We start from the raw sequence: 15585 nt of genomic DNA, 5'->3' as shown, positions 1-15585 counted from the left end.
GGCTCAATCCTTCGTCTATTTATGAGTATTCATTGTCTGTGACTGAACTGAGCCGAATCCGTAACTTCTCCATCATCGCCCACATCGACCATGGTAAATCGACCCTAGCCGACCGCTTCATACAGATCTGCGGTGGCCTGACCGATCGTGAAATGGCCGAGCAGGTCCTGGATTCCATGGATCTGGAGCGGGAGCGCGGGATCACCATCAAGGCTCAGAGTGTCACCCTCAACTACACCGCGAAGGATGGCAACGAATACAAGCTGAATTTCATCGATACCCCCGGCCACGTGGACTTTTCCTACGAGGTATCCCGCTCCCTGTACGCCTGCGAAGGCGCACTTCTGGTGGTGGATGCCGGCCAGGGCGTCGAGGCCCAGTCGGTGGCCAACTGCTACACCGCCATTGAACAGGGCCTGGAAGTGGTGCCAGTCCTGAACAAGATGGACCTGCCCCAGGCCGAGCCCGAGCGGGTGGCGGCGGAAATCGAGGACATCATCGGCATTGAGGCGTCCGACGCCGTGCGCTGCAGTGCCAAGAGCGGTCTGGGCGTCGAGGACGTGCTGGAGGATCTGATCAAGCGCATCCCGCCACCCAAGGGCAACCGGGAGGCGCCACTGCAAGCGCTGATCATCGATTCCTGGTTCGATAACTACCTGGGCGTGGTGTCCCTGGTGCGGGTCACCGAGGGCGTGATGAAGAAGGGCGACAAGATCGTCATCAAGTCCACCGGCAAGTCCTGGAGCGCCGACAAGGTGGGCATCTTCAATCCCAAGCCCAAGGACACCGACATTCTCGAGGCCGGCGACGTTGGTTTCGTGGTGGCCGGAATCAAGGACATCCACGGCGCCCCGGTGGGTGACACCATCGTGCACCAGAAGTTCGCCGAGGAAACCCCGATGCTGCCGGGGTTCAAGAAGGTCAAGCCCCAGGTTTACGCGGGCCTGTTCCCGGTCAGCGCGGACGACTACGACGATTTCCGGGATGCCCTGGAAAAGCTGACCCTGAACGACGCCTCGCTGTTCTTCGAGCCGGAGAACTCCGATGCCCTGGGCTTCGGTTTCCGCTGCGGCTTCCTGGGCATGCTGCACATGGAAATCATCCAGGAGCGGCTCGAGCGCGAGTACGACATCGACCTGATAACCACGGCGCCGACGGTTATCTATGAGGTGGTCACCAAGCAGGGTGAGACCCTGTCGGTGGACAACCCGTCACGGCTGCCGGATATTGGCTCCATCGAGGAGATGCGCGAGCCCATCGTCGAGGCCAGTATTCTGGTGCCGCAGGAACACCTGGGCAATGTCATCACCTTGTGTGAAGAGAAACGCGGGGTGCAGAAAAACATGCACTTCATGTCCACTCAGGTCCAGGTCACCTACGAACTGCCGATGGCGGAAGTGGTCATGGATTTCTTCGACCGCATCAAGTCCGCCAGTCGCGGGTTCGCCTCGCTGGACTACCATTTTGCCCGCTTCCAGACCGCCAATCTGGTGCGCCTGGACGTGTTGATCAACGGCGACCGGGTCGATGCCCTGGCGCTGATCGTGCATAAGGATCAGGCCCACTACAAGGGCCGGCAATTGATCGAGAAAATGAAGGAACTGATCCCACGGCAGATGTTCGATATCGCCATTCAGGCGGCGATCGGCACCCACGTGGTTTCCCGGGTGACCGTCAAGGCGCTGCGCAAGAACGTGACCGCCAAGTGCTACGGTGGCGACGTAAGCCGGAAGAAGAAGCTGCTTCAGAAGCAGAAAGAGGGTAAGAAACGCATGAAGCAGCTGGGTAATGTTGAGGTGCCTCAGGAAGCGTTTCTGGCTGTATTGCAAGTGGATAAATAAAAGGCACCTGGATGGATATCGATTTTCCCCTGGTACTGGTAGTACTGACCTTTGCCACAGGTCTGATCTGGCTGGCGGACAAGCTGTTCCTGCGGGAGCGCCGGCTGGCGGCGGCCCGCGCCAGCGGCCAGCCACAATCCCCGGATGACGCCGGGGCGGCGGTGGACGGGACCGAGGTTCCCCGGGAACCCTACCTGGTCGATCTCAGCCGGTCGTTCTTTCCGGTGCTGGCGATTGTGCTGGTGCTGCGCTCGTTCCTGGTGGAGCCGTTCCAGATACCGTCCGGCTCCATGCTGCCGACCCTGGAAGTGGGCGATTTCATCCTGGTCAACAAGTACGCCTATGGCCTGCGCCTGCCAGTGGCGGGCACCAAGGTGGTCGACATCGGCGACCCGGAGCGGGGCGATGTCATGGTGTTTCGCTATCCTAAAGACGGCGAGACCAATTACATCAAGCGGGTGGTGGGTATGCCCGGCGACCGGATCCGGTACCGCAACAAGCAGCTGTTCATCAACGGCGAGCAGGTTGAGAGTCGGTTTATTGCCCGCCTGCCGCCGGTGGAGCTGCGTCGGGAGACCCTGGGCGATGTCGAGCACGACGTCTTCCTGACCATGGGGCGGCCCGGTGCCGGGGGTGAAGGCGAGTGGGTAGTGCCCGAGGGACACTACTTCGTCATGGGCGACAACCGTGACAACAGCAATGACAGCCGTTACTGGGGCATGGTCCCGGACGAGCTCGTAGTAGGCAAGGCCTTCGCGATCTGGATGCACTGGAAGTCACTGACCAGCCTGCCGTCCTTTGATCGTGTCGGCGGCATTGAGTAATCCCGACTATTCTGGAGTGCAGTAACAATGAAGAAAAACAGTCTCTCCGTGATGCGCCGTCAGGGCGGTGCGTCGGCGTTGACCATGCTGGTCATGGTGTTGTTCTTCGGCAGCCTGCTGACCCTGGCCATCAAACTCGGCCCGGTCTATCTGGATGACATCACCATCCAGGAGGCCCTGGAGAGTCTCGATGGCACCGACGGCCTGTCCACCATGGGCCCGGCGCAGATCCGGACCCTGATCAACAAGCGTCTGAGCGTCAATAACGTGCGCGGGTTTGACGCCAAGAACATCTCAGTCGACAAGGACGGTGACCTGGTCCTGATCAACGTCGACTACGAGGTACGCAACAATCTTTTCAGTAACGTCGATACCGTCGTTCACTTCAAGCACGAATACGAGATGAAGGGCAAGTGAGTTCGCAACCGGACCTGGATCAATTACAGCGCCGCATCGGATACCAGTTCAAAACACCTGAACGGCTGTTGCTGGCGCTCACCCACCGCAGTTTTGGCAACCAGAACAACGAACGCCTGGAGTTCCTCGGGGACTCCATCGTCAACATGGTGATCGCCGAGTATCTGTTTCTGCATTTCGAGAAGGCCCGGGAGGGCCAGTTGAGCCGGCTGCGCGCCCGCATGGTCAAGGGCGTGACCCTGGCCGAGATCGGCCGTGAGTTCGACCTGGGCAGCTACCTGAGACTGGGCTCCGGTGAGCTCAAGAGCGGCGGGTTCCGGCGCGAGTCGATCCTGGCCGACGCGGTCGAATCGATCATCGGCGCCATCTACCTGGACAGCGACTTCCACACCTGTCGGGAGAAGGTGCTGCAGTGGTTTGAGCTGCGGCTGAAAAACCTCGATCTGCAGGACACCCAGAAAGATCCCAAGACCCGGTTGCAGGAGTACCTGCAGTCCCGGCAATTCCCCTTGCCCCGGTACGACGTGATTTCCGTCGATGGCGAGGCCCATAACCAGACCTTCCATGTTTCCTGCGCGCTGCCGTCGCTGGACCGGAAGACCACCGGGACCGGCAGCAGCCGGCGGGTGGCGGAACAGCAGGCCGCCCGAAATGCCCTGAAAGAACTGGGGGTAGAGAGTCCATAATGAATGATATTACCCGTCCGGACGATCCGGACAGCCGCTGTGGTTTCGTTGCCATCGTGGGTCGACCCAACGTCGGCAAGTCCACGCTGCTGAACCACATCCTCGGCCAGAAGCTGAGCATCACCTCACGCAAGCCTCAGACCACCCGGCATCAGGTGCTCGGTATCAAGACCGTGGGCCCGGTACAGGCGATCTACGTCGATACCCCGGGGATGCACGAGGAAGAGCCACGGGCCCTGAACCGATACATGAACAAGGCCGCGACCTCGGCCCTGATCGACGTCGATGTGGTGGTGTTTGTGGTCGACCAGCTGGCCTGGACCACCGCCGACGAACTGGTGCTGGAGAAACTCAGCAAGCTGAAGTGCCCGGTGATCCTGGCGGTGAACAAGGTCGACCGGATCGAAAAGCGCGAGGCGCTGTTGCCGCACCTGGACATGCTGTCCCGCAAGCGCGAGTTTGCCGAGATCATTCCCATGTCCGCGCTCAAGGAAGACAACCTGGCGCCCCTGGAAGAGGCGGTCGGCCGTTTCCTGCCCGAGAGTATCCACTTCTACCCGGACGACCAGATTACCGACCGGAGCGAGCGCTTCCTGGCCTCGGAGATCGTGCGGGAGAAAATCACCCGCCAGCTGGGTGCCGAACTGCCGTACTCGGTGGCCGTGGAAATCGAGGAATTCAAGCGCGATGGCAAGACCCTGCACATCTCGGCGCTGATCCTGGTGGAACGGGAAGGCCAGAAAAAGATCATGATCGGCGACAAGGGCGAACGCCTGCGTCGCATCGGTCAGGAAGCCCGGGCCGACATGGAGCGGTTGTTCGACAGCAAGATCATGCTGCGGCTCTGGGTCAAGGTGAAGCGCGGCTGGGCCGACAGTGACCGGGCGCTGAAAAGTCTCGGGATGAACGACCTCTGAGGCTGGCATGAAGGGGGCGGAGCAGCAGGAGCCCGCGTACGTTGTCCACCGCCGGGCCTGGCGGGAAACCAGTCTGATGGTGGACGTATTCACCCTCAATCACGGCCGCATGACCCTGATTGCCCGTGGCGCCAACAGCGCCAAGAGTCCGCTCAAGGCCCAGTTGCAGCCCTTCCAGCCGCTCATGCTGGACTGGACCGGACGCGGGGACCTGAAGACGCTGACCCAGGTCGACGTTCGACCGGGTCCGGCCCTGAAACGCACCGCCTCCCTGTACAGCGGACTCTACCTCAACGAGTTGCTGCAGCGGATCTTGCCGGCGGCCGACCCGCATCCCACCCTGTTTGCCGCCTACATCGATGTCCTCGCCGAGCTGTCCGAAACCACGGAAATCGAGCCGGTGCTTCGGCGGTTCGAGCTGGCCTTCGCCGCGGCGCTGGGGGTCGATTTTGCCTGGGACCTGGCGACCGATACCGGGCGTTCCGTCGAGCCGGGGCAGGAGTATTGTTATGATCCGGAGCAGGGCATCGTCGCCACTCCGGGGCCCGGTACCCGGTTGCAGCACCTGCCGGGGGACGTGCTCCTGGCCCTGGCCGACGGCGACCTGGCGTCGGAGTCCGGCCGCCGCCTTGCCAAGCGGGTGATGCGGGTGCTTTTCGATTTTCTTCTGCAGGGCCGGCCCCTGCACAGTCGCAGTCTATTCAGTCATCTTCGGGGAGAACGGCATGAATCCTAGGGTTTTACTCGGCGTTAACATTGATCACGTGGCCACCCTCCGGCAGGCCCGCGGCACCCGGTATCCGGATCCGGTGCAGGCCGCCCTGATGGCGGAGGAGGCCGGCGCCGACGGCATCACCATCCACCCCCGGGAGGACCGGCGGCACATTCAGGATCGCGACGTGCTGCTGCTGCGGGAGACCCTGCAGACCAAGATGAACCTGGAAATGGCCGTGACCGACGCCATGCTGGCCTTTGCCGAGCAGGTTCGGCCCGAGTGCGTCTGCCTGGTGCCGGAAAAGCGCGAGGAGCTGACCACCGAGGGTGGCCTGGATGTGGACGGCCAGGAGGCGCGGGTCGCCAAGGCCTGTGACCGGCTGGCGCGTCTGGGCGCGGAGGTGTCGCTGTTCATCGATCCGGACCCGACCCAAATCGATGCGGCGGTACGCTGTGGCGCGCCGGTGGTGGAGTTGCACACCGGGGAATACGCCGAGGCAAAAACCGCCGAGGAAGCCGACGCCGCATTCCAGACCATCGCCAAGGCCGTCGGCTACGCCCGTAAGAAAGGCCTGATCGTCAACGCCGGCCACGGCCTGCACTACCACAACACCGAGCGAGTCGCGGCAATCCCGGGCATCAACGAACTCAACATCGGTCACGCCATCATTGCCCGGGCGGTGTTCACCGGGCTCAAGGACGCGGTGCGCGACATGCGGGCCATTCTGGATCAGGCCCGCGGGCGGGGCTGAAGGCCTGGCCGTCGGCTCAGCTGGTCTCGGCCTGCTGATGCTGTTCCCGGAATAGCTGCTGCCAATCGGTCTGGTCGCTCCAGTTCTGCAGCCGCTCGATGGCTGAGACCAGCTGGTCCTTCTGGTGCTCCAGATCCGGCGCCGAGCATTTCAGCGCGGTCTCCAGCCGGTTGGCAGCGGCCCGCAGTTCCGGCACGCCGCAGTAGCGGGTGGCGCCATGCAGCTTGTGCACGCATTCCAGCAGCCCATCCTGGTCGCCACTGCGCCAGAATTCCTCCATCCGTGACCGGTCGCTCTGCACCTGCTCCAGCAGCATACTGAACAGTTCCTCCGCCAGGTCCGCCTTGCCGGCGGCCAGTTGAATGCTCTCTGAAATACTCACGCAGTCCTGCTGCATCTTGCGGGTCGAGGGGCGCATGGCCCGTCGGGTGTCCCGGATCTCGGGTACCCGCACCTGATCGTGGCGGTCGGCCTTGCCGCACTCGAAACCGGTGTAGTCGCGAATGATGTCGGTCAGCTGCGAGCTGCTGATGGGCTTGGGCATGTAGCCGTCGAAGCCCTGCTGGATCAGCCGGTCCTGTTCATCGGCCAGGGCGTGCGCGGTCAGGGCGATGACCGGGGTCCGGTGGGTGGCCGGGTCCATGTCCCGCAGCCGGGTGGTGGTCTCAACCCCATCCATGCCCGGCATCTGCAGATCCATGAATACCAGGTCGAACGGCTTGTGGCGGGCCTTGCTCAGGGCCTCAAAGCCGCTGGCCGCCCCTTCGGCCTCGATCTGGCAGTCGTTGAGCAGGGTCATCACCAGTTTCAGGTTGGCTTCGTTGTCGTCCACGGCAAGCACCCTCGGGACGTTGCCGGCTGGCAGTCGGGGCGCAGCGGGGCGGTCGTGCTCCAGCACCATGCGCCCGCCTGAGTTGATGCCGTGCACCAGCAGCACCAGTTCGTCGTAGAAGGCGTCCCGGCACACCGGCTTGGTCAGGTGTCCGCTGGCCAGGCCGGATAGCGGTGCGTCGTGGGTTTCCAGGGTCGGGGTCAGCAGCAGGGTCCGGCAGTCCCGCTCGATCTCCAGGGCGCGGACCAGCGCGCAGTACTGGCTGGAATTGAGCACGTGCCGGGTGATGCCGATGATGGCCAGGGCGTAGCCGGCCTGGCTTTTCTGGGCTTCCTCAATCTGTTCCTGCATGGCGGCCGGGGAGGCAACCCGGTCCACGGTCATGCCCCAGTCCCGCAGCAGGTGCTCGACCGCCAGTCCGGTGGTTTTCTGCTGCTCCAGGTAGATCACCCGTTCGCCGCTGAGGGCGTCCCGGGGCGCCACGGTCTCGCCGCTGGCGGACAGTTCCGAGGTCAGGGTGAACCAGAAGGTGGAGCCCTTGCCCAGTTCGCTCTCCAGGCCGATCTTGCCCCCCATTTCCTCCACCAGGCGCTTGGAGATGGCCAGCCCCAGGCCGGTGCCGCCGTATTGCCGGGCGGTCGAGGCGTCGGCCTGGCTGAAGGCGTTGAACAGCGACTGTTGCTGGGCCCGGGACAGGCCGACCCCGGAGTCGGTGATGCTCAGGCGCAGGGTGACCCGGTTATTGTCGGCCGCGTCTTCTTCCAGGCTGGCGCGTAGCACCACCTCACCGGTCTGGGTGAACTTGATGGCGTTGTTGACCAGGTTGGTGATCACCTGCTTGACCCGCAACGGGTCACCCATGATGTTGTCGGGTACGTCGTTGTACACCAGGGGCACCAGGTCGAGGTTCTTGGCGTGGGCCGCCGGCGCCAGCATCACCATGACTTCCTCGACGATGTCCCGGAGCTGAAACGGCACCCGGTCGAGGATCAGTTTGCCGGCCTCGATCTTCGAGAAGTCGAGGATGTCGTTGATGATGGTCAGCAGGATCTCCGAGGACTTGCGAATGGTGCTCAGGTGGTCCCGTTGCTGCCGCGGCAGCGGGCTCTTCAGCAGCAGTTCGGTAAAGCCGATGATGCCGTTCAGGGGCGTGCGGATCTCATGGGACATGTTGGCCAGGAACTCGGACTTGATCCGGCTGGCCTCCAGCGCCTCCTTGCGGGCGAAATCCAGTTCGATGTTCTGGATCTCGATGGTCTCCAGGGTTTCCCGCAGGTCCTCGGTGGCCTGGTCGATGTTCTGTTGCATCTCCGCCTGGGCCTTGCTCAGCTCCTCCGCCATGGCGTTCAGGCCGGACTCCAGTTGCTCGAATTCCGGGCCAGCGCCGGTGAAGATGCGGGTGTCCAGTTTGCCTTCCTTGAGCTTGGCCACCGCGCGATTGAGCTCGAAGATGGGGTCGGTGAAGGCACGACTCAGGCGCAGCGCGATGATCAGGCTGACGATCACACCGGCGAGGACCAGTAGCAGGGAAATCAGCAGGGCCTTGTAGGTTTCCTTCTCGGTGCGGACGTGGGACATCTCGACCGCCACCCAGCCCAGCGGGGCCTGGGGCCGGCTCATGGATTCGCGGGCGTCCGGATCGAGCATGGTTTCGATCATCAGGTCCTGCAGCGACACTGGCGTCACGAACCGGGTGCTGTCCTCGCGCAGGATTCGCACCGCCTGGTCCGCGGTGAGCTGGTCGGCGCTGAGGGTGTCGGAGCTGCCCGGGCCTGTGTGCAGCAGGCGGGCGCCGTCGCTGTCGAAGAAGGTGATGGATCGGACATCCTGCTCTTCCAGCAGGGCATTGGACAGGCTGCTGAGCAGGCTGCGGTTGGCGGTGAACAGGCCGTATTCGGCGCCGGCGGCAAGCTGGCGGGACAGGGATTCGCCGCGGTCGCGGAGCAGGCTCTCGATATTGGTGACCCAGCTGTAGGTAAAGAACATACCCAGCATGAGCGTGGTGAGCAGCGTGGGGACGAGGGTCACCACCAGCACTTTTTTGCGAATGCCCCAGCGTCGCATATCCGGTTCCCGATCTAATGCCTGAGCCCCGTGGTGTAATTTTCGGGGCACGTCCTTGTCAGAATAGTTGATCCGCAGGCGAATGACTGTGGTATCAGTCCCAGTGCCGTCCAAAGTTAAGATACGGTTATAGCCAGGGGTGATTGATATAGCTGGAAGCTGTATTGGGACACCGCCGTCATAACGCGTATCATGCGGTCCAAAAGTGTATCACAGGGCAATGATATGAATTTCCCCACCATCGAAGATTATGTCGGGCACACCCCCCTGGTGCGCCTGCAGCGACTCCCGGGCCAGACCTCGAATGTGATTCTTGCCAAGCTGGAGGGTAACAACCCGGCCGGCTCGGTGAAGGATCGGCCCGCGCTCAGCATGATCCAGGAAGCCGAGCGTCGGGGCGAAATCCGCCCAGGGGATACCCTGATCGAAGCCACCAGTGGCAACACCGGCATCGCCCTGGCGATGGCGGCGGCGATCAAGGGGTACCGGATGGTGCTGATCATGCCCGCCAACATGAGTGAGGAGCGTCGTGCCTCCATGCGCGCCTATGGCGCGGAGATTGTCACGGTCAGCAAGGAAGAGGGCATGGAGACCGCCCGGGACCTGGCCCTGACGATGGAGGCCGAAGGCAAGGGCAAGGTGTTGGACCAGTTCAGCAACGGCGACAACCCGCTGGCCCACTACCGCACTACCGGCCCGGAAATCTGGGCCCAGACCGAAGGCCGGGTTACCCACTTTGTCAGCTCCATGGGCACCACCGGCACCATCATGGGGGTGTCGCGCTACCTTAAGGAGCGCAACCCGGACATCCGCATCATTGGCCTGCAGCCGAAAGAGGGCGCGGCCATTCCCGGCATCCGCCGCTGGCCGGAGGAATACCTGCCGAAAATCTATGACGCTACCCGGGTCGACCAGGTGCTGGACATCGGCCAGGAAGAGGCGGAAAACACCATGCGCGCCCTGGCTTCCCAGGAAGGCATTTTCTGTGGCGTGTCGTCCGGTGGCTCGATTGCGGCCGCCCTGCGCCTGTCCGAGCAGGTTGAAAACGCCGTCATCGTTGCCATTATCTGTGACCGTGGCGACCGCTACCTGTCCACAGGCGTCTTTCCCGGCGCCTGACCCGGACCCAATCATCAAGAGTAGTCAGTATGAGTAGACGACGCCGTAAGGCTCTGCCCAAAGAGCCGGTGCGCTGTGAGATTGAGAAACTGAGCCACGACGGCCGTGGCATTGCCCGCCAGGATGGCAAGACCCAGTTCGTTGACGGCGCCCTGCCGGGCGAAACCGTGATGGCGAAAATGGTCGGCACCCGCAGCAAGTTCGACGAGCTGCGCGCCTTGGACATCCTCGAGAGCGTGCCGGAACGCCAGACCCCGCCCTGTGACTTTGCCGACCTGTGTGGCGGCTGCAGCCTGCAGCACATGAGCGGTGACGCCCAGATCCGGTTCAAGGAAGACACCCTGCGCGAGCATTTTGCCCACTTTGGAGGCATTGAGCCGGAGCAGTGGGTGGCGCCGATGCGGTCCGAACAGAGTCTCGGCTATCGCCGCAAGGCACGCCTGGGCGTGCGCTACGTACCGGCACGGGAGTCGGTGCTGGTGGGCTTCCGGGAAAAGCGCAACAGTTTCCTGACCGACATCGACCAGTGTGTGGTGCTCGACCCCCGCATCGGCGAGCGCATCCAGCCCCTGCGGGATATGCTGCATGAACTGGACGCCTACAATCGTATTCCCCAGGTGGAAGTCGCCTGTGGCGATGACGACGCGGTCATGGTGTTCCGCAACATGGACGAGCTAAGCGAGTCCGACCGGGCGCGGCTGATTGCCTTCGGCCAGGCCCACGGTTTGCATATCTATCTGCAGCCCAAGGGACCGGATACCGTGCACCGGATCTGGCCCGAATCGGCCGGCGCCGCCGACGAACGGCTGAGCTACCGGCTGGAAGAGTTCGACCTGACCATGCAGTTCCACCCGATGGACTTCACCCAGGTCAACGCCGGTATCAACCGCACCATGGTGCACCGGGCCGTGGAGTGGCTGGATGTGCAGCCCGGCGAGCGGGTCCTGGACCTGTTCTGTGGCCTGGGTAACTTCACCCTGCCGCTGGCGCGCAAGGGCGGCCAGGTGGTCGGTGTGGAAGGCGATGACGCCATGGTGGTGCGCGGGCGGGAAAACGCGCAGCTGAACGGCCTGGAGAATGTCACCTTCCACGGCGCCGACCTTCATGGGGATTTCACCGGCCAGAGCTGGGCCAAAGAAGGGTTCGACAAGATCCTGATCGATCCGCCGCGGTCCGGCGCCGAGGACATCTGCAAGTACCTGACCGCATTCGGCGCCAACCGGATCGTGTACGTGTCGTGCAATCCGGCGACCCTGGCCCGCGACGCCGGGGTGATGGTGCGCAATGGCTATCGGCTGGTGCGCGCCGGTGTGATGGACATGTTCCCGCACACCACGCACGTGGAATCCATGGCCCTGTTCGAGCGGGACCCGGGCTGAGACCTGGGATGCGCCCCCGGGACGGGTCCCGGGGGACGAGGGTAAGACCTGGAATGGCAAGACCGATATGGTAAAAGTTCGCGAAGACTACGCAGTGACCGGCGACGGCGAGGTGGACATCGAGCGGTGGGTCCAGGAAATCGCCGCCCAAACCTATCTGGAGGACGTCGACCAGTTCCGCAAAGCCTGTGAGAAGGCGGCGGAGATCGATCTCCAGGCCTTCCGCGAGGACCGGCTCTGGGCTCCGGGGTCGAGCAGTTTCCGGATCGGCATCGAGATGGCCCAGGTTCTGGCCGAGCTGCATCTGGATCAGGCCAGCCTGGTGGCAGCCATCCTGTATCGGGCGGTTCGCGAGGAACGGGTGCCGCTGGAGGACATCCGCAAGGAATTCGGCGACGAGGTTGCCGGGCTGATCAACGGCGTCCAGCAGATGGCCGCGATCTCCTCCATCCACCACCCGCTCAAGGGCAATGTCCTGGGCCAGAGTGAGGGCCAGCTGGACAACGTCCGCAAGATGCTGGTGACCATGATCGACGACGTCCGGGTCGCCCTGATCAAGCTTGCCGAGCGCACCAGCGCCATTCGGGCGGTCAAGAATGCGCCGGAAGAAAAGCGCATGCGGGTGGCGCGGGAAGTCTTCGACATCTACGCGCCGCTGGCGCACCGGCTCGGTATTGGTCACATCAAGTGGGAGCTGGAGGACCTGTCGTTCCGGTACCTGCATGAGAGCGCCTACAAGAAAATTGCCAAGCTGCTGGATGAAAAACGCCTGGACCGGGATGGCTACATCAAGCGGGTGATCAAGACCCTGACCAAGGAACTGGACGAGGCCGGGATCAAGAGCGATCTGTCCGGCCGGGCCAAGCACATCTACAGCATCTGGCGGAAGATGCGCCGCAAGGGCATCGACTTCTCCCAGGTCTACGACGTGCGTGCGGTGCGCATCCTGGTGCCGGAAGTGCGCGACTGCTACGCGGCCCTGGGCATTGTCCATACCCTGTGGCGCCACATTCCCAACGAGTTTGATGACTACATCGCCAACCCCAAGGAAAACGGCTACCAGTCCCTGCACACCGCGGTGATCGGCCCCGAGGGCAAGGTCATGGAGGTGCAGATCCGCACCCACAAGATGCACGAGGAAGCCGAGCTCGGGGTCTGCGCCCACTGGCTGTACAAGGGCACCGACCGCAGCAACAAGTCCACCGGCTACGACGCCAAGATCAACTGGCTGCGCCAGGTGCTGGAATGGCAGGAGGATCTGGGCGACCTGTCCGGGCTGGCCGATCACCTCAAGTCCGATGTCGCCTCGGACCGGGTCTATGTCTTCACCCCGGAAGGGCACGTGGTCGATCTGCCCCAGGGCGCGACCCCGGTCGACTTTGCCTACCGGGTGCACACCGAGATCGGTCACGCCTGCCGCGGGGCCCGGGTCAACAACCGGATCGTGCCGCTGACCTATCCGCTGAAAACCGGCGACCAGATCTTTATCCTGACCTCCAACAACCCGGCCCCGAGCCGGGACTGGCTGAACCCGAGCCTGGGGTACGTGCAGACCTCCCGGGCCCGGGCCAAGGTCACCCATTGGTTCAAGCAGCAGAACCGGGACCGCAACATCGTCGATGGCCGGGCCATCCTCGAGGACGAATTCAAGCGCCTGTCGCTGTACGACATCAATCTGACCGAGCTGGCCGAGAAGGTGAACTACCACAGCGCGGACGACATGTTCGCCGCCATCGGGGCCGGCGACCTGCGGTCGACCCACGTTGCCAACGTGGCCCAGCAGATGCTGGAACCCAAGTCCGAGCAGCTCGATCTCAAGCTCAGTACCCAACGGCACAAGCCTTACGACACCGCCACCGACATCCAGATCCAGGGCGTCGGCAAGCTCAAGACCCAGGTGGCCAAGTGCTGCAAGCCGCTGCCGGGCGACCCCATCGGTGGCTACATCACCGTCGGGCGCGGGGTGACCGTGCACCGGGAGGACTGCCTGACCTTCCTGAACCTGCGCGAGTTCGAGCCGAACCGCATCATCGAGGTGAGCTGGGGCGGCCGGCCGGCGGCGGTGTACCCGGTAGACATCGAGATCCAGGCCTATGACCGGTCCGGTCTGCTGCGGGACATCACCCAGGTGCTGTCGGCCTCCAAGAGCGACGTGCTGGCGCTCAACACCCTCAGTAACCAGGACGAGAACACCGCGACCATGACCGTGACGGTGGAGATTTCCAGCCTGGAACAGCTGGCCCGGTTGCTGGCCCAGATCCGCAACCTGCCCAACATCATCGACGTGAGGCGTAAGCGCGGATGAGCTACAGCATCGACGACCTGAAGACCCTGATGGCCCGGTTGCGGGAGCCGGAGACCGGCTGCCCCTGGGACACCCGGCAGACCTACGGCAGCATCGTGCCGCACACCATCGAGGAAGCCTACGAGGTGGCCGACGCCATCGAGCGCGCCGATTACCCGCACCTGAAGGACGAGCTCGGGGACCTGCTGTTCCAGGTGATCTTCTACGCCCAGATGGGGCGAGAGGACGGTCACTTCGATTTTGACGCCGTGGTCGACAACCTGGTGCGCAAGCTGATCCGGCGTCATCCCCACGTGTTCCCGGACGGCACCCTGGACAGCCGCATCGATCCGGACAACCGCCCGACCGAGGCCTGGATCAAGGAAAGCTGGGAACGGATCAAGGCCGAGGAGCGGGCGCAGGCGGCGCCCTCGGATACCCCCGCCAGCCGGCTGGATGGCGTGGCCCGGACCCTGCCACCCATGGCCCGCGCCGAAAAGCTGCAGAAGCGGGCGGCCCGTCACGGCTTCGACTGGCCGGACATCGAGCCGGTGTTCGACAAGCTGCATGAGGAAATCGACGAGCTCAAGGAAGCCTGGCACGCCGCCCAGTCCGGCACCGGTGACCATGATGCCGTCGAGGACGAACTGGGCGATCTGCTGTTCGTCTGTGTCAATCTGGCACGCTTCATGAAAGTGAATCCGGAGCAGGCCCTGAAACGCACGAACCACAAGTTCGAGGCCCGGTTCCGGGCGATCGAGCAGGTGCTTCGACGTGACGGCCGCGACATGGACGAGGAATCCCTGGAAGCGCTGGATGCCGTCTGGCAGTCGGTCAAAGGCGTGGAGAAGGGCGGTTCGGGCGCCTGAGCCCTGGGGTGCGGTAAGTACAATCCGTTACCAATTAGCAGGTTCCCGGCGAGGCCGCTTCGTCTACACTTCGGGTAACGGTTGCACCGACTTTGTGCGCCGTGCGCCATCAATAAGATGCAGGAGTGAAGGCACCATGAAAATCAAGGATCTGGTCAACTACTGGGACAAGCACGCACGCGGTCGGCTGACCCGCGACGCCTACTTCATGGCGTTGTCCGACCAGCATCACAAACGCCTGGAAAAACTGGCGGCACTGTATCCGATGAAGTCGCCGCAAGACCTGATGCGCGACCTGATTTCGGCGTCATTGGATGAGATGGAAACCAGTTTTCCCTACGTTCAGGGCACCAAGGTGGTGGCTTACGACGAGGATGGGTTCGAGCTCTACGAAGACCAGGGTCTGACCCCGAAGTTCGTGAGTCTGAGCCAGAAGCACATCCAGCGGCTCAAGGCTCGACAGCTGGAATCCGTAGCCTGAGCGCCTGACCGGCCACAGGGCGACGCCCATTTCCTGCGCGGGGTGACGGTAGCCACCCCGCGGACAATACCCCTGACTCTCTGAATTCTTCCCGTGCGCGTTCCGCGCCCGTTACTTGTCCTTACCTTCCAGACGGTCCTTCAGCGGGCTCTGACGCACCAGATCGTCCAGGGCCGCTCCGATCATGTCGTTGAGAATGTCGGTTTCCGAGCGATCCGGGTACAACTCCGCCAGGGCGGCAATCCGGGCAGCGTCTTCCAACGGAAGCCGCAGGTTGTAGTCGTGGGTCCGCTCCACGGGCTCTTTTTTGCTTTCCCAATGCTTGGGCAGATCAGTCACTTTCATGAGTACTCCTTGCGGCCAACAGCTTGAAAGGCCAATAGACTTTCTCGACGATTCCTTAGTA

At 63.1% G+C, this 15585-nt stretch carries 14 protein-coding genes; 12 read left to right on the top strand and 2 right to left on the bottom strand.

The annotated features are described in order from the left end of the window. The first annotated feature begins 38 nt into the window (after window positions 1-38). Genes lepA through pdxJ form a run of 7 tightly spaced genes read left to right on the top strand, consistent with a single transcriptional unit; the run spans window position 39 to window position 6151 of the window. The gene (gene lepA / locus U5822_RS02015) at window positions 39-1841 is read left to right on the top strand and encodes a translation elongation factor 4 (RefSeq protein ID WP_322853951.1); all 1803 of its coding nucleotides are present in this window, start codon (window positions 39-41) and stop codon (window positions 1839-1841) included. An 11-nt stretch (window positions 1842-1852) separates the two neighbouring features. Then, on the top strand, window positions 1853-2665 hold the full coding sequence (lepB, locus tag U5822_RS02010) for a signal peptidase I (protein ID WP_322853950.1): 813 nt from the start codon (window positions 1853-1855) through the stop codon (window positions 2663-2665). A gap of 27 nt (window positions 2666-2692) precedes the next feature. Continuing rightward, on the top strand, window positions 2693-3082 hold the full coding sequence (locus tag U5822_RS02005) for a DUF4845 domain-containing protein (RefSeq protein ID WP_322853949.1): 390 nt from the start codon (window positions 2693-2695) through the stop codon (window positions 3080-3082). After that, entirely contained in the window at window positions 3079-3768 is a 690-nt protein-coding gene (gene rnc, locus U5822_RS02000) for a ribonuclease III (protein ID WP_322853948.1), read from the top strand. The genes U5822_RS02005 and rnc overlap by 4 nt, the downstream gene beginning before the upstream one ends. Next, window positions 3768-4685: a GTPase Era gene (gene era, locus U5822_RS01995; RefSeq protein WP_322853947.1), complete on the top strand. Its 918-nt coding sequence runs from the start codon at window positions 3768-3770 to the stop codon at window positions 4683-4685. Before rnc ends, era begins: the two co-directional genes overlap by 1 nt. Before the next feature lie 7 nt (window positions 4686-4692). Beyond that, window positions 4693-5421 carry a DNA repair protein RecO gene (recO, locus tag U5822_RS01990; protein WP_322853946.1) on the top strand — a complete coding sequence of 243 codons (729 nt, stop codon included), beginning with the start codon at window positions 4693-4695 and terminating at the stop codon, window positions 5419-5421. Next, on the top strand, window positions 5411-6151 hold the full coding sequence (gene pdxJ, locus U5822_RS01985; protein WP_322853945.1) for a pyridoxine 5'-phosphate synthase: 741 nt from the start codon (window positions 5411-5413) through the stop codon (window positions 6149-6151). Before recO ends, pdxJ begins: the two co-directional genes overlap by 11 nt. A gap of 16 nt (window positions 6152-6167) precedes the next feature. Here the strand turns inward: pdxJ and U5822_RS01980 are convergent, their stop codons facing one another. Further along, window positions 6168-9047: an ATP-binding protein gene (locus U5822_RS01980; RefSeq protein WP_322853944.1), complete on the bottom strand. Its 2880-nt coding sequence runs from the start codon at window positions 9045-9047 to the stop codon at window positions 6168-6170. Between the two features lie 225 nt (window positions 9048-9272). On the opposite strand from U5822_RS01980, the gene cysM reads away from it, so the two are divergent. The 5 genes from cysM (at window position 9273) to U5822_RS01955 (ending at window position 15179) form a co-directional block, all read left to right on the top strand. Next, window positions 9273-10166, top strand: coding sequence for a cysteine synthase CysM (cysM, locus tag U5822_RS01975; RefSeq protein WP_322853943.1), 894 nt, complete (start codon window positions 9273-9275; stop codon window positions 10164-10166). Window positions 10167-10195: 29 nt separating this feature from the next. Continuing rightward, window positions 10196-11545 carry a 23S rRNA (uracil(1939)-C(5))-methyltransferase RlmD gene (gene rlmD / locus U5822_RS01970; RefSeq protein WP_322853942.1) on the top strand — a complete coding sequence of 450 codons (1350 nt, stop codon included), beginning with the start codon at window positions 10196-10198 and terminating at the stop codon, window positions 11543-11545. A gap of 67 nt (window positions 11546-11612) precedes the next feature. Further along, window positions 11613-13850, top strand: coding sequence for a GTP diphosphokinase (relA, locus tag U5822_RS01965; protein ID WP_322853941.1), 2238 nt, complete (start codon window positions 11613-11615; stop codon window positions 13848-13850). After that, complete coding sequence (mazG, locus tag U5822_RS01960; protein WP_322853940.1) at window positions 13847-14698, top strand: nucleoside triphosphate pyrophosphohydrolase; 852 nt, start codon at window positions 13847-13849, stop codon at window positions 14696-14698. The genes relA and mazG overlap by 4 nt, the downstream gene beginning before the upstream one ends. A 136-nt stretch (window positions 14699-14834) precedes the next feature. Then, window positions 14835-15179, top strand: a complete 345-nt coding sequence (locus tag U5822_RS01955) for a pilin assembly protein (RefSeq protein WP_322853939.1) — start codon at window positions 14835-14837, stop codon at window positions 15177-15179. A gap of 111 nt (window positions 15180-15290) precedes the next feature. Here U5822_RS01955 and U5822_RS01950 read toward each other — a convergent pair whose 3' ends face one another. Continuing rightward, the gene (locus tag U5822_RS01950; RefSeq protein WP_322853938.1) at window positions 15291-15524 is read right to left on the bottom strand and encodes a hypothetical protein; all 234 of its coding nucleotides are present in this window, start codon (window positions 15522-15524) and stop codon (window positions 15291-15293) included. Window positions 15525-15585: the final 61 nt, after the last annotated feature.

The organism is Marinobacter qingdaonensis (assembly GCF_034555935.1).
GTDB classification, from domain to species: domain Bacteria; phylum Pseudomonadota; class Gammaproteobacteria; order Pseudomonadales; family Oleiphilaceae; genus Marinobacter; species Marinobacter qingdaonensis.
Note: the sequence above shows the minus strand (reverse complement) of the source record. Positions and strands in the feature narration are given on the sequence as shown.